This is a genomic window from Corallococcus sp. CA047B (genome assembly GCF_003612065.1).
Lineage (GTDB): Bacteria > Myxococcota > Myxococcia > Myxococcales > Myxococcaceae > Corallococcus > Corallococcus praedator.
Map to the genome: position 1 here is coordinate 1 of NZ_RAWD01000045.1, position 17199 is coordinate 17199.

18 protein-coding genes are annotated in these 17199 nt (G+C 69.4%); 6 read left to right on the top strand and 12 right to left on the bottom strand.

Annotated features, from left to right (window positions below; translation table 11 throughout):
• A partial coding sequence (locus D7X74_RS10355; protein ID WP_120532799.1) for a tRNA (cytidine(34)-2'-O)-methyltransferase occupies window positions 1-356 on the bottom strand: 356 nt, incomplete at its 3' end.
• 17 nt (window positions 357-373) lie between these two features.
• Between D7X74_RS10355 and D7X74_RS10360 the strand changes: the two genes are divergently transcribed.
• Both D7X74_RS10360 and D7X74_RS10365 read left to right on the top strand, forming a co-directional pair.
• Window positions 374-742, top strand: a complete 369-nt coding sequence (locus tag D7X74_RS10360) for a DUF192 domain-containing protein (protein WP_120532767.1) — start codon at window positions 374-376, stop codon at window positions 740-742.
• Window positions 743-885: 143 nt separating this feature from the next.
• Window positions 886-1650 carry a Stp1/IreP family PP2C-type Ser/Thr phosphatase gene (locus tag D7X74_RS10365; protein ID WP_120532768.1) on the top strand — a complete coding sequence of 255 codons (765 nt, stop codon included), beginning with the start codon at window positions 886-888 and terminating at the stop codon, window positions 1648-1650.
• A 66-nt stretch (window positions 1651-1716) separates the two neighbouring features.
• Here D7X74_RS10365 and D7X74_RS10370 read toward each other — a convergent pair whose 3' ends face one another.
• Together D7X74_RS10370 and D7X74_RS10375 are read right to left on the bottom strand one after the other, a co-directional pair.
• Window positions 1717-2745: an NDP-sugar synthase gene (locus tag D7X74_RS10370; RefSeq protein ID WP_120532769.1), complete on the bottom strand. Its 1029-nt coding sequence runs from the start codon at window positions 2743-2745 to the stop codon at window positions 1717-1719.
• A 4-nt stretch (window positions 2746-2749) separates the two neighbouring features.
• Complete coding sequence (locus D7X74_RS10375) at window positions 2750-3790, bottom strand: aminoglycoside phosphotransferase family protein (RefSeq protein WP_120532770.1); 1041 nt, start codon at window positions 3788-3790, stop codon at window positions 2750-2752.
• A gap of 284 nt (window positions 3791-4074) precedes the next feature.
• Here D7X74_RS10375 and D7X74_RS10380 point away from each other — a divergent pair, with 284 nt between their 5' ends.
• Window positions 4075-5442, top strand: coding sequence for a pyridoxal-phosphate dependent enzyme (locus D7X74_RS10380; RefSeq protein WP_120532771.1), 1368 nt, complete (start codon window positions 4075-4077; stop codon window positions 5440-5442).
• Window positions 5443-5536: 94 nt separating this feature from the next.
• On the opposite strand, the gene D7X74_RS10385 is transcribed toward D7X74_RS10380, so the two are convergent.
• From D7X74_RS10385 to D7X74_RS10415, 7 genes are all read right to left on the bottom strand, one after another.
• Entirely contained in the window at window positions 5537-5929 is a 393-nt protein-coding gene (locus D7X74_RS10385; protein WP_120532772.1) for a hypothetical protein, read from the bottom strand.
• A gap of 3 nt (window positions 5930-5932) precedes the next feature.
• Complete coding sequence (locus tag D7X74_RS10390; protein ID WP_120532773.1) at window positions 5933-6331, bottom strand: hypothetical protein; 399 nt, start codon at window positions 6329-6331, stop codon at window positions 5933-5935.
• A gap of 147 nt (window positions 6332-6478) precedes the next feature.
• Window positions 6479-6937: a hypothetical protein gene (locus D7X74_RS10395; RefSeq protein WP_120532774.1), complete on the bottom strand. Its 459-nt coding sequence runs from the start codon at window positions 6935-6937 to the stop codon at window positions 6479-6481.
• A gap of 66 nt (window positions 6938-7003) precedes the next feature.
• Window positions 7004-7453, bottom strand: a complete 450-nt coding sequence (locus D7X74_RS10400; RefSeq protein WP_120532775.1) for a MaoC family dehydratase — start codon at window positions 7451-7453, stop codon at window positions 7004-7006.
• 90 nt (window positions 7454-7543) lie between these two features.
• Window positions 7544-9394 carry a discoidin domain-containing protein gene (locus tag D7X74_RS10405; protein ID WP_120532776.1) on the bottom strand — a complete coding sequence of 617 codons (1851 nt, stop codon included), beginning with the start codon at window positions 9392-9394 and terminating at the stop codon, window positions 7544-7546.
• Window positions 9395-9571: 177 nt separating this feature from the next.
• The gene (locus tag D7X74_RS10410) at window positions 9572-10717 is read right to left on the bottom strand and encodes a cystathionine gamma-synthase (protein WP_120532777.1); all 1146 of its coding nucleotides are present in this window, start codon (window positions 10715-10717) and stop codon (window positions 9572-9574) included.
• A 60-nt stretch (window positions 10718-10777) separates the two neighbouring features.
• Window positions 10778-11539, bottom strand: coding sequence for a crotonase/enoyl-CoA hydratase family protein (locus tag D7X74_RS10415; RefSeq protein WP_120532778.1), 762 nt, complete (start codon window positions 11537-11539; stop codon window positions 10778-10780).
• A gap of 84 nt (window positions 11540-11623) precedes the next feature.
• Between D7X74_RS10415 and D7X74_RS10420 the strand changes: the two genes are divergently transcribed.
• Window positions 11624-12622 carry a class I SAM-dependent methyltransferase gene (locus tag D7X74_RS10420; protein WP_199741802.1) on the top strand — a complete coding sequence of 333 codons (999 nt, stop codon included), beginning with the start codon at window positions 11624-11626 and terminating at the stop codon, window positions 12620-12622.
• 23 nt (window positions 12623-12645) lie between these two features.
• Here the strand turns inward: D7X74_RS10420 and D7X74_RS10425 are convergent, their stop codons facing one another.
• On the bottom strand, window positions 12646-13851 hold the full coding sequence (locus D7X74_RS10425; RefSeq protein ID WP_120532780.1) for a hypothetical protein: 1206 nt from the start codon (window positions 13849-13851) through the stop codon (window positions 12646-12648).
• Between the two features lie 236 nt (window positions 13852-14087).
• Between D7X74_RS10425 and D7X74_RS10430 the strand changes: the two genes are divergently transcribed.
• Both D7X74_RS10430 and D7X74_RS10435 read left to right on the top strand, forming a co-directional pair.
• Window positions 14088-14756 carry an RNA polymerase sigma factor gene (locus tag D7X74_RS10430; protein WP_120532781.1) on the top strand — a complete coding sequence of 223 codons (669 nt, stop codon included), beginning with the start codon at window positions 14088-14090 and terminating at the stop codon, window positions 14754-14756.
• Window positions 14743-16623 (top strand): FecR family protein, encoded by a 1881-nt coding sequence (locus D7X74_RS10435; RefSeq protein ID WP_120532782.1) that lies wholly within the window; start codon window positions 14743-14745, stop codon window positions 16621-16623. The genes D7X74_RS10430 and D7X74_RS10435 overlap by 14 nt, the downstream gene beginning before the upstream one ends.
• Here D7X74_RS10435 and D7X74_RS10440 read toward each other — a convergent pair.
• Window positions 16595-17188: an FxsA family protein gene (locus D7X74_RS10440; protein WP_120532783.1), complete on the bottom strand. Its 594-nt coding sequence runs from the start codon at window positions 17186-17188 to the stop codon at window positions 16595-16597. The genes D7X74_RS10435 and D7X74_RS10440 overlap by 29 nt on opposite strands.
• Between the last annotated feature and the right edge of the window lie 11 nt (window positions 17189-17199).

Consider the following 17199-nt stretch of genomic DNA (forward strand, 5'->3'; position numbering starts at 1 on the left):
GCCATCACCTCCGGCAACAGCCCCGTCACCTCCGAGCCGAACACCAGGTGGTCCCCCGCCTGGAACCGGGCCGCGTAGAGCGACGTCTGGGCCCGGGCGGAGAACAGCCACCGCCGGGCCTCCGGGTACTCCGCCACGTAGGCGTCATAGGTCGGGTACAGCTTCAGGAACACCTTGTCCCAGTAGTCCAGCCCCGCCCGCTTGAGGTTCCGGTCGTCGATGGAGAACCCCAGGGGCTCCACCAGGATGAGCCGGCAGCCCGTCACCGCGCACAGCCGGGCCACGTTGCCCGTGTTGGGCGGAATCTGGGGGGAGACCAGGACCAGATGCAGGGGGGACGCCAGGGGCTCAAGCATGGGGTAGAACACGGGACATGCACTGGAGGGTGACCAACGAAACGCGGCAGCGGCTGCTCGCGGACCGCGCCGAACGGGCCGAGTCCTTCGTCCAGCGCTTCCAGGGCCTCATGGGCCGCGCCTCACTGCCGATGGGGGCCGGGATGCACATCGAGCCCTGCAACTCCATCCACACGTTCTTCATGCGCATCCCCATCGACGTCGCCTTCCTGGACGCGGAAGGGCGCATCGTCAAGCAACTGTCCGCGCTTCCCCCCTGGCGTGCCACCTCCATCTACCGCCGCGCCCGCTCGGTCCTGGAGCTGCCCTCGGGCGTCCTCCTGGCGAGCGGCACCCAGGAGGGTGACCGGCTGGTGTTCGCGCCCGCGGAGACTGTTACCTCCTGAAAAGGAAAATCGCTCCCGCCTCCCCGCCCACCCACACCCGGAGGGTGGGGGGCCTCATCGGCGAGAGCTTTTTGACCCCTTTCCGACCGCTTTGTTAACGTCGCGGCCCGATTTTCACGCCTCTCCCGGAAGAGTCCCCACGCATGCGCATCGAGGTCGCCGGCAGCACCCACGTCGGGATGAAGCGGAACCACAACGAGGACAACTACCTCGTGCTCACCGAGGAGAACCTCGTGGTCGTGGCGGACGGCATGGGCGGTCACTCGTCCGGAGAAATCGCCAGCCGCATCGCGGTGGACGAGCTGGGCGAGTTCTTCCGCATGACGTCCAAGGACCAGGACGCCACCTGGCCGTTCAAGATGGACAAGCAGCGCAACTACGATGAGAACCGGCTGTCCACCGGCATCAAGCTGGCCAACGCCCGCATCTTCGAGCGCGCCACCGTGGACACCAAGTACAAGGGCATGGGCACCACCATCGTGTCCGTGCACTTCGCGGACAGCGCGGTCTACGTGGGCCACGTGGGCGACAGCCGGGTGTACTTCTTCCGCGGTGGCATCCTCCAGCAGGTGACGGAGGACCACTCGCTGCTCAACGACTACCTCAAGGCGAAGAAGCTCTCGCCGGAGGAGATTGAGAACTTCCCCCACAAGAACGTCATCGTGCGCGCGCTGGGGATGAAGGAGCAGGTGCAGGTGGACGTCACCCGCGTGGACCCGCTGGAGAACGACGTCTTCCTGCTGTGCTCGGACGGCCTGAGCGGCATGATCTCCGACGCGCAGATGCAGGACATCCTGTCGCGCACGCCGGAGCTGGAGAAGGCGTGCGGCCAGCTCATCGACCTGGCCAACGCGGCGGGCGGCAACGACAACGTCACCTGCGTGCTCGCGCGCTACCACGCCGCCTGAAGCACATGACCAGGGCCCGGCCTCCCGACAGGAGGACGGGCCCCGTCAACGCAAAGCCCTGAAGCCTCAGCGTCCCGCGAGCGAAGCGGGCACCCGGTGCGGGCCCCACGCGAGCAGCTCCGTGAGGGCCTCACCCGGCGCCACCTGCGTCTCCTCGAACACGGCGCAGCGCTCCAGCCGGGCCCCCTGCCCTACCCGCGCCCCCGGGCCCACCGACACGCCCGGGCCCACGCTGGCGCCCGCATCCACGACGGCCCCAGCGCCCACGTACGCGGGCCCGCGCACCGTCCCCGCGACGCGGGCCTCCGGATGCACCCACGCCCCGGCGGCATCGGCCTTCAGCCCCGCGAGCGGCGAGTCCGTCCCCAGCGCCTGGAGCGGCACGCGCCCTTCCAGCACGTCCCGCACGGTGGCCAGGTAGCGCGAAGGCATGCCCAAATCCGACCAGTACGCGTCCACCGCGTGCCCGCGAATCTTGAGCCCCGCCTGCATCACCCGCACGTAGACCTCGCGGTTGATGTCCTCGGGACCCTCGGCCGTCATGAAGTCGAACACGCTGGGGGACATCACGTGCACGCCGGTGAAGTGCCAGGGATTGAGCCCGTCACCGCCCGGCCCGTACCCCGCGATGCGCTTCACCTGCATGCCCGCGTCCGCCTCCACAGCCGCGTACGTCTCCCCCTCCGGCATGGGCAGGAGCACCATCGTGGCCACCGCGCCGGACTCCCGGTGCGCCGCGACCACGGGCCTCAGGTCCACCGGGAAGAGGATGTCCCCGTTGAACACGATGAAGTCCTCGCCCGCGAGGAAGTCCTTCAGGCCGCGGATGCCGCCGCCAGTGCCCTGGATGACGGGCTCGTGCACGACGTGCAGGGACAGCCCCGCGCGCTCGCACTCCGCGCGGGCCGCCTTCGCCATCGTGTCCGGCAGGTGGTGCGTGTTGATGCCCACCGCCGTCACGCCCGCGGCCTTCAGCACCGCCAGGTGGTAGCGGAACAGCGGCTGGCCAAGAAACGGCATGGCCGGCTTGGGCCAGCGCTCGGTGAGCGGGCGCAGGCGCGTGCCCAGGCCCGCGCAGAGGACCATGGCCTTCATGCGCTCAGGCCGCCAGCTCGGGCACGTACTTCGCAATCAGCGTCTGGAGCTTCGACAGCTCCGGCCGGCGCGCGAACGCGTCCTTCACGTAGCGCAGCGACGCGGGGATGGACACCAGGAAGCCCGGGTTGCCCTTCACGCGGTTGATGAACTCGAAGCGGCCCGCGTCCTTCAGCTTGCGCTGGATGGTGAGCAGGTCGAAGAACGCCTTGAAGGCCTTCGCGTCAATCTTCTCCCCGCTCTCCTTCTCGAACGTGGCGATGTAGACATCCAGCATCGTGTCCACGAACGCGCGGTCCAGCTCCACGTAGCTGTCGCGCAGCAGCGCCACCAGGTCGTACTGACGGGGGCCCTGGAGCGCGTCCTGGAAGTCGATGACGATGAGCTCGCCCTCCTTCACCATGATGTTGCGGCTCTGGTAGTCGCGGTGCGTGAAGCCGCGCGGCGCGGCGGCCAGCTGCTTCGCGATGTCCTTGAACGTGGCGTCCAGTTCGGCGCGCTCCGCGTCCGTGGGCTTCTTGCCGCTCCAGGCCTCCAGGCCCCACTCGCGGAAGTGGTGCAGCTCCCAGTCGTACAGGTCTTCATCGAAGGCGCGCGTGAAGGCCAGACACTCCGGATCCTGCTTCTTCTCCGCCTGCACGCGCAGGCGCGCCAGCAGCTCCACCGCGCGCGTGTAGAGCGCCTGGTTGTGGCGGCCCCCCTCCAGCGCGGACTCGAAGGTGATGTCGCTCAGGTCCTCCAAAATCATGATGCCGGCGGGCTCGTCGTAGCGGTGGATGCGCGGCACGCGCACGCCCAGCCCGCTCAGGTAGCGGTGGACGTTGACGAAGGGCAGCTCCTTCGGGGGCTCGCCCTTGGTGGCCTCGTCGCTCTTCTTCGTCGCGTCCGGCGGCATCACCATGGCCACCCAGCTGTCCGGGGGCGCGCCGACGCGGTAGTAGGAGCGACTGCTCGCCTCGCCCTTGAGCTTCGTGATGGGTGCGTCGGGAACGGGACGGCCAATGGCCTGTCCCACCTGGTCGCGAAGGGCGGCCTCAAGTTCCATGCGGACGGGTGCTCCAGCGGGGGAAGGAAAGTCGCCCGCGAGTATCGGAGGCACGGCGCGGCGGGTCAAAGCCCGCGTGGGCCGCTGGCCCGGCGACCGTCCGGCCTGTCGCCTAAGCGACGAGGGGACCCTGGGCCCCGTGAAGGCCGCCGCCCGGGGCCGGGGAAGCGCAACCCTTTTGGTCCTCCCGCGTCAGGAAGCCTGGGGCCTCCGGGCATGTTCCCCCTGACGGGGCGGAGCACGTATAAGGCCCCGATACCCCCCTTTTCGGGAAGCCACGCACGATGGACATCCAAGAGAACATCCTCACCGCCATTGGCCACACGCCGCTGGTGAAGCTCAACAAGCTGGTCGGTCCGAACGACGCCACCGTGCTCGTGAAGTGCGAGTTCATGAACCCCGGCGCGTCCATCAAGGACCGCATGGCGCTCTACATCATCGAGAAGGCCGAACGGGCGGGCACGCTCAAGCCCGGCGGCACCATCGTGGAGAACACGTCCGGCAACACCGGCATGGGCGTGGCGCTGGCGGCGGCGGTGAAGGGCTACAAGTGCATCTTCACCATGCCGGACAAGATGTCCCTGGAGAAGATCAACCGCCTGAAGGCCATGGGCGCCCAGGTCGTCGTCACGCCGACGAACGTGCCCGCCGAGGACCCTCGCAGCTACTACGAGACGTCCAAGCGGTTGGCCAAGGAGACGCCCGGCGCGTTCATGCTGAACCAGTACCACAACCCGGACAACATCGAGGCGCACTACCACACGACGGGTCCGGAGATCCTCGAGCAGACCGAGGGCAAGTTCGACTACTTCGTGTCGGGCCTGGGCACCGGCGGCACGATGAGCGGCGCCGGCAAGTTCCTGAAGGAGAAGATCCCCGGCCTGAAGAACGTGGGCGTGGACCCCGAAGGCTCCGTCTACGAGGGCTACTTCAAGACGGGCAAGCTCACCGAGCCGCACGTGTACAAGGTGGAAGGCATCGGCGAGGACATGCTCTGCGGCGCGATGGACTTCTCCGTCGTGGACGACGTGCGCCAGGTGGATGACCGCCAGTGCTTCAACGCGGCCCGCCGGCTCGCGCGCGAGGAGGGCATCTTCGCGGGTGGCTCCTCCGGCGCCGCGGTGCACGTGGCGGTGGAGCTGGCGAAGGAGATTGGCAAGGGCAAGACCATCGTGGTCGTCCTGCCCGACTCCGGCAGCAGCTACATCTCCAAGTTCCACTCCGACGAGTGGATGCGCGACAACGGCTTCATGCAGGAGAAGGGCGCCGGCACCGTGCGCGACATCATCGGCGCGAAGCCGCGCGAGCTGAAGACGGCGAAGCGCGGGGACCGCGTGGACCGCGTGGTGGAGACGATGCGCAGCCATGGCATCAGCCAGATGCCGGTGGTGTCCGACGACGGGCGCGCCGCGGGCATGGTGCACGAGTACGACCTGCTCAACGCCCTGGTCGCCAACAAGGTGAAGTTCCAGGACACCATCGACCCCATCGTCGCCCCGCTCCAGGGCGCCGTGGCCGCCGAGGCCAGCATCGACCGGCTGCGTGAAATCTTCGCGCGCGACAACGTGGCCGTGGTGAAGGACGGCGAGAAGGTCATCGCCATCGTCACGAAGATCGACCTCATCGACTACCTGCACCGCACCGCCGCCTGAGGCGACGCGGCAGGCGCCGGAAACACCGAGGGCCCGGAAGGAGGAGAAACCTCCCTTCGGGCCCTTCGTGCGTGTCCAGCGCTTCAGCGGCGCGTCAGGGATCCGGCTTCGTCAGGTCCAGGGCCACCATGTGGAAGCCCGGGCCCACGTGGATGAAGCCGAAGCGCTTGGCGCGCTCCATGATGGCGTCCAGCTGCGAGTAACCCAGCAGCAGCTTGAAGCCCAGCCGCCGGGCCTCGTCGCGAATCGCGGCGACGATGGCGTTGACGGCCTCGTTGCGAACTTCCTTGCTCAGCCCGGGGGCGGCGATGATCCCTTCGATCAGCGCCACCGAGCTGTCCGTCCGGTACAGGAAGCCCGCCGCCTTGTCCGGGACCACGAAGCCCGTCTGAGGAAGGGCATCCGGGGTCATGGTCTCGTCCCATGGCTTGCGCCACAGCTCGAGCAACCCGTGGTGCAGCTTGGGGTCGAAGGGAATGGGCTTCATGGACTAGGCGAGGAACGTCGACATGCGCTGCGCGGCGAGCTCCGCCGTGTTGCTCATGCCGATGTCGGTGAGCGGGTTCTTCTTGTTCGACTTGAACAGGTCGCCGATGACGTCCGTGACCTTGCTCTTGCCGGTCGCCAGGTTCAGCGCGCCGGACAGCAGGCTGTTGCCGCCCGCGCCGTCCATCAGGCCGGAGTTGGCGAACATGCCCATGGCGTTCTTCAGCACGCCGCCGCCCGGGATGAGGTCGGTGGCCGCGCCCAGCAGCGACTGCAGGGGGTTCTTGCCCTGCATCAGGCCGCTGGCGAAGCTCATCGCCGCGCCGAGCAGCGGGTTCACCATCGTCACGAACGGCTTGACGATGTCCATCACCTTGCCGATTGCCTTGCCGATGCCGCCCATGGTCGTGATCCTTTTCGGGAGGACCGCGTGGCGGCCCTCGAAGTGAAACGTTGAAGGATTGTCGGCCCGAGGGGCGATTAGTTTCCGGTCCTGGAATAATCAGGATTCATCCGGGAAAAGCCCAGCAGTTCCGCGAGGTTGCGGAAATCAGCCCCGGATGGGGCCCTTCTTGGTGACGGCCGGATCCGAGGGGGTGCCGGGCTTCGGGGCCACGGGCTCGCCGGGCTTGGGCGCGGAGCCGAGCGCGGCGCTGTAGCGCTGATCATGGCTCTTGTCGCTGCTGAAGCCGTCGCGCTGCTGGGCCGGGCTGATGACGATCTCCCCGTCGATGATCTTCTGCAGGTGGGTTCCGATCTCCTCCACCGTGGCGATCTTCGGGTCGCGCGCCTTCAGCTCCTCGTCGGGGATGATCTGGAGCTGGGGCGGCTTGTCCGGGTGGATGGCGTAGTCGAGGATCTTCTCCACGTACGCCTCAATGGGGAGCTTGAGCATCTCCGCCTGCTGCTTCACGTCCGCGTCGGCCAGCAGCTCCGCGCGCACCACCTCCACCGGACGCTTCAGACGGCTGGGCGCCGGAGGCGGCACCACTTCGTTCTTGTCGGACATGGGCTTCTCCTTGGGCGCTATTGCTAGCCCAGGTTGCCCCTGGAACTCAAAGTGTCCCGGTTTTCGTCAGGGGGCCGGCGCGCGACGGGCGAAGAGCGCGTTGGCGAGCTCCGTCATCACGACTTCGCCGTGCTGGTTGACGACCTCGAAGCGGAACTTGAGGGCGCCCCGGTCCGGCTTGCTCGTGGAGGGCCGGGCTTCCAGCGTCTCGACGCGCACCTTGAGGGTGTCCCCCGGGCGCACCGGCTTCTTCCAGCGCAGCTCATCCAGGCCCGGGGAGCCCATGCTGGCGGACGTGCTCAGCAGGCCCTGCACGAGCAGCTTGTGGCAGATGGAGGCGGTGTGCCAGCCGCTGGCGATGATGCCGCCGTAGATGCTCTGGCGCGCGGCGTCCTCGTCGATGTGGAAGGGCTGGGGGTCGAACTGGTGCGCGAACGCGAGGATCTCCTCGCGCGTCACCACATACGGCCCCAGCTCCATGATCTCACCGATGGGGAAGTCGTCGAAGTAGCGCATGGTGTCCCTCGAAAAGGTGTGCCGGCCCGCCGGCGATGGAAGGGGTGGAACGGTGTCCGCCCCTCCCTACCTTCCGGCGGGCCCCTTCGGCTACTGCGGAAGCGGCTCTTCGGGATCCGCCACGGACTCCAGGGTGTCCGCGGGCGGCACCGGCCGGAGGACGCGCGGCTCCGCGCGGTCATCCGTCGGTCCCGGAGGCGTGTCATGGGCCTCCTCCGCCGCGACCTCGTCCGCGCTGCTCGCCGTCCGGGCCGCGCTCTTGGCCAGGGTCTTCTTCAGGGTGAGCGTGTCGCGCACGGTGTTGCTGGAGGTGATGAGCCGCGCCGTCAGCGTGCCGCCGTCCACCGTCACGTCCAGGAAGCCGTAGGCCTGGTTGTCGCGCAGCGCGGTCCACGCGGGCTGGCTGGTGGCGAAGGGACGCAGGGTCGCGCCGCCACTGCCCACCACGAGGTACGGGATGCCGCGCTGGCTGCCGGACGCCACGTTGTCGCCGTACATCGGCTTGCTGCGCTCGTAGTCGTGGTCATGCCCGGTGAGCACCAGGTCCACGCCGTACTTCTCGAACAGCGGGCCGAACTGGCGGCGCATGGTGAGCTGCGAGCCGTGCTCACCGCTGGACCAGGACGGGTGGTGGAAGAAGGCCACCGTCCACGGGCGCGTGTTCGCGGCCAGGTCGCTCTCCGCCCACGCCTTCTGCGCCGCGAGCGTGCACCGGTCCGCGGACGCGAGCCCCACCGCGCAGTTGGAGTCCAGCGAGATGAAGTGCACCGGGCCCCAGTCGAAGGAGTAGTAGCGCTCCGTGCCCGCCGGGTTGTTGGCCGGCAGGTAGAGGTTGTCCAGGTAGGGCTGCGCCTGGTTCGTCACGTACTCGTGGTTGCCGGGCGTGGCGAACATGGGCACCTGACGCAAGAGCGTGGCCATGGGCGTGAAGAGGTGCGCCTGGAACTCCGCGTCGGTGCCGTCCGGATACGCGTTGTCGCCCAGGGCCAGCAGCAGCTCCGAACGCCACGCGGGCGTGGACATCACCGCCATCACCTTCTTCTGGTAGCTGCCGCCCGTGCCGAAGTCACCCATCGCGGTGAAGTGCACCTTCGTGGCGGTGGACGCCGTGGACGTCTGGAAGCTGCGCAGCCCCGTGGTGCTGCCGCACGCGGACACCACGTAGCCGTAGGTGCGGCCCGCGGTCAGGTCCGACAGCTTCACCGCGTGGCGCGTGCCGGACACGCCCGCGCTGACCGTGTTCGTCAGGCTGGTGCCTTCGCCGTAGCGCACGGTGGGCGTGCAGGTGCTGGCCGTGCGGAAGGCCACGATGGCGGAGGTCTGCTTCACGCTCTGCAAGTACGGCAGCCGGGGCAGCACAGGACCGGAGTCGGACGAGGACGGAGGCGTGGGAGTCGCGCCCGCCGCGCACGCCCGGGTCTCCGCGATGGAGTTCCAGTCGTTCACCGTGTTGCCGTTGACGGTGATGCGCACATAGCGCGCGCTGCGAGCGGAGAAGGACATCGTCTGCGCGGAGGCATTGAGGGCGCTGTCGCCCGCGTACGCCTGCGTGAAGGTGGCGCCGTCCGTGGAGGTGGCGATGGTGAAGTGGTTCTGCCGCTCGTTGCCCCGGTGCCACGCGATGGTGGTGCCGGTGAGGGACTGCGCCGTGCCCAGGTCCATCTGGAGCCAGACGCCCTGCCCCTGCGCGCTCCAGCGCGTGGCCAGGTTGTCGTCCTGCGTGTTCGCGGCCACGTTGCCGTCGTCACCGCTGGCCGTCACCGCCTTGGGGGCGAGCTGGTTGCAATTGGCCGCGGCGAGGGACGCTTCTTCGTCTTGCGCCGCCGGCGCGGGGAGCGCGGCGGGAGGGTCATCCGAGTCAGTGGGAACAGGCGGGGACTCGCAGCCAGTCGCGAGCCACGCGCCCAGGAGGCCGGTGGAGACAAGCAGTCGATTGCGCATCGCGGCGGGAACGTTGTGTTCCAACCAACATTCCCCCTGCCCCGGAGGGCATCCGGGCAGCCTGGAGAGGAGGCAGGCGTGGGCCGCGCTCCGGGTCCGGAAACGACGAAGGGCCTCCACGCGCCCGGTGTGGGGGAGCGTGAAGGCCCGGCGTTGAAGCGACGGTGCGGCCGGGGGCTACTTCGCCCGGTCGAGCGCCTGCGCCAGGTCGTCGATGAGGTCCTGCGAGTCCTCGATGCCCACGGACAGGCGGATGAAGCCGTCCGCGATGCCCAGCTTCTCCCGCGTCTCCTTGGGGACGGAGGCGTGGGTCATGATGGCGGGGTGCTCGATGAGGGACTCGACGCCGCCCAGGGACTCGGCGCAGGCGAAGACCTTCACCGCCTTGAGGAAGGTGCGCGCCGCCTCCAGGCCGCCGTGGATGTCGAACGTCAGCATGCCGCCGAAGCCGGTCATCTGCTGGCGCGCCAGGGCGTGCTGCGGGTGCGTCTCCAGGCCCGGGTAGGTGACCTTCTTCACCTGCTTGTGCGTGGACAGGTACTGGGCGACCTTCATCGCGTTGTGCGCGTGGCGGTCCATGCGCACGTGCAGCGTCTTCACGCCGCGCAGCACGAGGAAGCTGTCGAAGGCGCCGGACACGCCGCCCACCGCGTTCTGCAGGAAGTACATCCGCTCCGCGACGTCATCGCGGCTGGTGCACACGAAGCCGCCCACCACGTCGCTGTGGCCGTTGAGGTATTTCGTCGTGGAGTGCGCGACGACGTCGAAGCCCAGCGCCAGCGGCTTCTGGAAGTACGGCGTCATGAACGTGTTGTCCGCGACGGACAGGATGCCGCGCTTCTTGGCGATCTCCGCGATGCGGCCCAGGTCGATGAGCTTGAGCATCGGGTTGGTCGGCGTCTCCACCCAGACCATCTTCGTCTTGGGGGTGATGGCCGCTTCGAAGTTCTCCGGCTTGGAGAGGTCCACGAAGGAGTACGTGATGCCCGCGCGCTTCCACACCTTGTCGAAGAGGCGGAAGGTGCCGCCGTACACGTCGTCGGAGACGATGACGTGGTCACCGACCTCCAGCATGTGCATCAGCATGTCGGTGCCAGCGAGGCCGGACGCGAACGCGGCGCCGTACTTCGCGCCCTCCAGCGCGGCCAGGCAGTCCTGCAGGGCCTTGCGCGTGGGGTTCTGCGTGCGGCTGTACTCGTAGCCCTTGTGCTCCCCCGGCCCGTCCTGGACGTAGGTGGAGGTCAGGTAGACGGGCGTCATGATGGCGCCCGTGGTGGGGTCCGGCTCCTGGCCGGCATGGATGGCGAGCGTGTCGAAGCGCATGGCCCGCGAACTAACACAGTCCCACGTGCCGCGCAGCGCTCCCGGGGTGCCTTCCGGTGTCTACTCGAACCGGCCGTGCCGGCCCGCTCCCCCGGCGAAGCGCGTGGCCCCGGCGATGGACTCCGTTTGGAGCACCTTCACCCCCTCCTGGAACTCCTGGCGCAATGCGTCTTCCAGGCCCAGCCCGGCCTGCGTGTAGGCGGACATCCGGTCCGCCTTCATGCACGCCTGGGGGAACGCGGCCAGTTGGTGCGCCAGGGCCTCCGCCGCCGCCCGGGCCTCGCCTTTCGGCACCACGCGGTTGACCAGCCCCATGCCCAGCGCCTCGGACGCGGGCACGGGGCGGCCGGTGAGGATGAGGTCCAGGGCCCGGGACAGGCCAATCAGCCGGGGCAGGCGCACGGTGCCCCCGTCGATGAGCGGCACGCCCCAGCGGCGGCAGAAGACGCCCAGCACCGCGTCCTCCTCCGCCACGCGCAAATCACACCACAGGGCCAGCTCCAGCCCCCCCGCCACCGCGTGCCCGGAGATGGCCGCCACCACCGGCTTGGACAGCAACATGCGAGAGGGGCCCATGGGCCCATCCCCTTCCGGCTCCAGGCGCGACAGGCGCCCTTCCGCCACGGCCTTCAGGTCCGCGCCCGAGCAGAAGGTGCCCGCGTCGCCGAAGAGCACGCCCACGCGCGCGTCGGGGTCCGCGTCGAAGGCACGGAAGGCGTCCGCCAGTCCGGTCGCCGTGTCGCGGTCCACCGCGTTGCGCACCTCCGGGCGGTGGAGGATGACGGTGGTGACGGGGCCGTTCTTCTCGACGCGCACGCTCATGGCCCCGGGTTTTCCCCCGCCCCCCGTCCGGCCTGCAATATGAGGGGCGGCGCGCGGGTGCGAAACAGGAAGGACCGACGGGGCATGGCGGACGAAGGCAAAGTGGACACACAGGGCGCGGCGGCGGGCGCGAGCATGTTCGAGAACCGCCTGCGCAAGAACGCGAAGCGCCTGCGCAAGTGGGCCCGCGCGCAGGGGCTCACCGCCTTTCGCGTCTATGACCGGGACATCCCGGAGTACTCCTACGCGGTGGACCTCTACGGCGACCACGCGCACGTCGTGGAGTACCCGCGCCGCAAGGCCCACGCGAAGGGCGCCAGCACGGATTCCGAACGCGCGGAGGTGCTCGCCGCCGTCACCGCCGTGCTGGGCGTGCCCGCGGAGAAGACGTCCGTGAAGACGCACACGCCCCAGCCCTGGGGCCGCTCGCAGTACGGCCGCGTGGGCCAGGGCAGCGAGCGGCTGGTGGTGGAGGAGCAGGGGCTGAAGTTCTGGGTGAACCTGGGCGACTACCTGGACACCGGCCTGTTCATGGACCACCGCAACACCCGCGCGCGCGTGCGCACGGAAGCGAAGGGCAAACAGTTCCTCAACCTCTTCGCGTACACGGGCGCCTTCACGGTGTACGCGGCGGCGGGCGGCGCCAGGGGCAGCGTGAGCGTGGACCTGTCCAACACGTACCTGGACTGGGCGGAGGACAACCTGGTGCTCAACGGCCTGGCGGATCCGCGCCACGTGCTCATCCGCGCGGACGCGAAGGCGTGGCTGGAGGACCAGGCCCGGCACGGGGAGGACCGGTATGACCTCATCGTGTGCGACCCGCCGTCGTTCTCCACGTCGAAGAAGATGTCGGGGAACTTCGACGTGCAGCGCGACCACGTGCGGATGCTCGAACACCTCCAGGCGCTCTTGTCGCCCGGAGGTGTCCTGTACTTCTCCACGAACTACCTGGGCTTCGAACTGAAGGACTCCGCGACCCGGGGCCTGGAGCAGGTGGAGGAACTCACCCCCCGCTCCATCCCCGAGGACTTCCACCGCAAGGAGATCCACCGCTGCTGGCGCATGGTGGCCCCCTCGCGCTGAAAGCCGTCACCTGCTGGCGGCGACTACAGCCAGCAGACGTTGTCCTGGCAGCGCTCGCCGGACGGGCACTCGCAGTTGGCCTGGCAGACCTTGCCGGAGCCGTTGTTCACGGGCTTGCACTGGCCGCTGGTGCAGGCCTGGCCGGCGGGGCACTCGCAGTTGGCCCGGCACACGGAGCCGGACGTGCCGGCGTCCTGCGACGGCTGCGTCGGGGGCAGCTTGCACTTGCCGCTGGTGCAGACCTCACCGGACGGGCACTCGCAGTTCACCGTGCAGGACATGCCGCTGCCCGTGCCGGGGTCCGGCGTGGGCGCCTTGCACTTGCCGCTGGAGCAGACCTGACCGGAGGGGCAGTCGCAGTTGGCCTGGCACGACTGGCCCGGGTCCGGCTGCGGCGACTTGCACTGACCGCTGGTGCAGACCTGGCCGGCGGGGCACTCGCAGTTGGCCTTGCACGCGCCACCGGAGGGGATGGGCAGGCAGTAGCCAATCTCGCACTTGGTGTCCGCCGAGCACTCCGTGGTGGAGGTGCAGGGCGCGCGGCACTGGCCGTTCACGCAGTCGTTGTTGGCCGGGCACTGGGCCTGCGTGGTGCAGGCGTTCGGGTCCTGCTGGCGGGGCTCGCACAGGCCCTGGATGCACACGCCGTTGGGGCCGCACTTGGCATCCGTGTCACACCCGGCCTTGCAGACGCTGTTGATGCAGTAGCGGTCCGCGCCGCAGTCCGTATTGACCCTGCAGGTCGGGGCGGTGCCGCCGTCCGTCTGGGAGCCGCCGTCCGGCCTGGTGCCGCCGTCCGGCTTGGTGCCGCCGTCCGTCTGGGAGCCGCCATCCGGCTTGGTGCCGCCGTCCGTCTTGGTGCCGCCGTCCGTCGAGCCACCGCTGCCGGGCTTGGGGGTGCAGAAGTTGTCCTGGCAGCGGCCGGAGGCGCCGCATTCCGAGTCGCGGTAGCAGGACTGGGCGCACCAGCCGTTGATGCACATCTGCGAGCCGGGACACTCGCTGGAGTACACGCAGGAGTTGGCGTCGGAGGAGAGGTCCCAGCAACTGCCGGCCCGACAGTACTGGTCGGAGCCACAGTCGGACGTACTCACGCAGCTGGAGCTGTAGTCGTAGTCATCGTCGGGCCAGTACCCGTCTCCACGCGTATCGAGGATGCAACCCGACAACAGGCCTAACAGCGCAAGGAACGGCACGAACAGCGTGCCGCGAAGCGAGGTGTTCCTCATGAGTGGGGGCTCCAAAGGAATAGGATGGGTCCGGACCGGCCACCGGGGGGGTCATCCGATTTCGTGAGGCTTCGACGCAAGAGGGGGCCGAATCGATCAAATAATTTTGATCTTTTTTCGTCTCTCCGGAGACCCAGGGGCACGGAGGCAGTGTGCTCGTCTGGACCACCGACACAGACTGGAGGGCGTTCCTCGATGGGGGGAACGTCCTGCGTCATCTTGAAGGAGAAGCGGCGGTGTTCATCCGTGGAGCACGCTCGTGGGCTGCCGCGAACCCACCCGAAGCCGGGTCGGGCGAGGGCGCCACGCGCGCGCAGCAGTCCACGGACGAAGCCCACCTGCTCCTCCTGGTGCGCCGCATCCAGGCCGGGGAACTCTCCGCCTTCGAGCAGCTCTATGAGGCCACGCGCGAGGACGCGGCGCGAACGCTGCGCCACCTGGTGGGCAACCGCGTGGAGGTGGAGGACCTGCTCCAGGAGACGTACCTGCGGCTGCTCACGGCGGTGAAGGGCTTCCGGGGCGAGTCGCGCTTCCGCACGTTCCTCTACCGGGTGTGCTCCAACGTGGCGCTGAGCCACCTGCGCTGGAAGCGGAGGCGGCCGGAGGATGCGTTCGCGGATCCGCCGGAGGTGGTGGCCCCGGGGGAGGATCCAGAGCGCGCCGCGGAGCGTCGTCAGGCGGCCCGGCTGGTGGAGGCGGCGCTGGAGAAGCTCAAGCCCAAGAAGCGGATCGTCTTCGTGTACCACGAGCTGTGCGGCATGAGTCCGGACGAGATCGCCCTGGCCGTGGGAAGCTCCGTCAACACCGTGCGCAGCCGCCTGCACCACGCGAGAGTGGAGTTCACCGAAGCCATGCAGCGTCTGGTCGTCGCCCGTCCGGTGGGAGGCTCCCATGGCCGGCCATGAGACCCAGGCCCTGTGGGCGCTGGCCGCGGGCGAATTGGAGACCGGAGCGAAGGCCCGCGTGGAGGCGCACGTGGCGGCCTGCGCGGCGTGCGCGAATGAGCTGAAGCGGGTGGTGGAGGCCCGCGCGCTGCTGCACACCGCGCGCGAGGTGGCGCCCGCCGTGCGGTGGGAGGAGACGGGCGCAAGGTTGAAGGCCGCAGCGGCGACGCGGATGGCCGTGCCCGAGCGTCGGTTCCTGTCGCCGTGGGCCCTGACGCTCGCCGGGGCCTGTGCTGTCGCGCTCGTGTTGTGGCTGGGCAGTGCGCTGATGGCGCGGCGGAACGCGGGGCTGGGGACGTCCACTGTCGCGGTGCAGGCTCCGCGTGACGTGGAGGGTTCGTCTGGATCCACGCCTGCGCATCCACCTGTGGATGCGCGAAAGGATCCGGCGGTCGTGGCGACCGGACCGGGCTCCACGCCCACGACGGGAGATGCACAGAAGGCCCAGGAAACCATCGCGGCCCGCGCCGACGCGGCGTCCACCACCGAGGTGGAGCGCGTGACTGGCGCGGTGGTGCGTGAGGTCACCGGGTCGGAGCACGCGCTTGAGTCAGGCACGCGGTTGCGCTCGGGCATGGCGGTCCGCACGCTTCCGAAGGCGTCCGCCGTGCTGCGCCTTCCAGACGAAAGTCGGGTGCGGCTGTCGGCCGGCTCGGACGTGTTGCTCGCTCGCGCGGAGACGAACGCGGTGCACCTCACGGTCCAGCAGGGACGCCTCTCCGTGACGGCCTCGCACGCGCGGCGGGAGGGCTTCCTCGTGGAGTCCGCCGGCCTGCGGGTCACCGTCGTCGGGACGGTCTTCTCCGTGGAGCGCACCTCCAGGGGTGCCGCGGTGGCGGTGCTCGAAGGCCGCGTGCGCGTGGACGCGGAAGGACAACCTCCGCGCTTCGTGGACGCGGGTGAACGCGTGGAACTCACCCAGGCCGGAGGCGCGCTGCGACCTCGCGCGCTTTCCGCTGGCGACCGTCAGGCCTTCCACGACCTGCGGGCCGCCGAGCCTCGCCCCACCGTCGCGAGTGTGCAGTCTTCACGGAAGGAGCCGACCCGGACCGACGTGGTCCCTGCCCCGAAGGTGAAGCCGGACACCGCGGTCGCATCCAAGAGCGCGCAGTCGCAACCCACGAACAACTCCGCGCCGCGCCAGTCTTTTGCCACCGCCGCCAATCCATTGGAGGCCCCGGCCCCACCGACAGAGGCCATCGCTCCGGCGCCCGAGTCCCCGCCATCAGCAAGCGACACCGCCGTGGCCACGGCGCCCACCAGGCCCTCGCCCTCCGACGATGACTTCGTGCCCTACCCTGGTTCCTCCGGCGATGCGCTCGCGCCCTCCGCTCTCGGGTTGACGCCCGGAGCGGTGCAGGCCCCCTCCATCGCGGCGGTGCCTCCGCCTCCGCCGCGTCGGCGCAAGACGCTGGGCATGCTCGTGCCGGGTGGCCTCCTGTCGGACGACTCCGACGAGCGTTTCCTCGGCTACGCGCGGTTGCAGTCCCATGCAACGACGTGCGGACGCTTCCTCGTGGGCCTGGGTGAAATCGCCGAAGCCAGTCCCCGCTCGAACCACCGCGAGGAGGCCCGCTCCCTCCGGGGTCGCTGCTTCACGAAGCAGCGTCAACCCGTGGCCGCCGAGGACGAATACCGTCAGTACCTGCGGGAGTTCCCCAGCGGCCGCTACGCCCCCGAGGCCCGCGTCGCGCTGGGGCTGCCCGTCAACCCCGCGTCGGGAACGCCCGAAAGCGCACCCGCGCCCCTGCCCGTCACGCCCCGGTGGAACGCACCGGGCTCGCCCCAGCGGACGCCCGTCAGCCCCGGGGTTCCTCGTCGCTGGTGAAGTCCGCGTCCACCTCGCCGCCCTCGCTCCGGGGGCGGCGGAAGGTCGTGGACCCCTCGGACGGCTCCACCGAAGCAGGCACCTCCGAGGTGTCGAAGCGCCGGGCATCCTGGAAGGGCCCCGGCGCCCGGTTCGGGTCGAACGGAGGTCCGTCCGGAGTCGGCCCCACGCCCCCGAAGTGCGTCACGCGCACCGCGCCCGAGCGCAGGGTCTGCTCCAGCGAGCGCCGGACGCGCGCCGTCATGTAGCGGCGCACCGGAGGCACCATCAGCGCCAGCCCGATGACGTCCGAGATGAACCCCGGCGCGATGAGTAGCGCACCGCCCACCATCACCAGCACGCCGCTGAGCAGGCCCTCCTCGGGCACTCCGCCGCCGGCCATCGCCTCACGCCAGTTGCGGAACACCCGTTCGCCCTGCTTCCGGGCGATGAGGCTTCCCAGCACGGCGGAAGCGGCAAGCAACCCGAGCGTGGACCCCAGCCCGATGTGCTGCCCGAGGGTGATCAGCAGGTACAGCTCCGCCAGGGGCAACAGGATGCAGACGATGACGAGGGCCTTGAGCACGCCGGCACGTT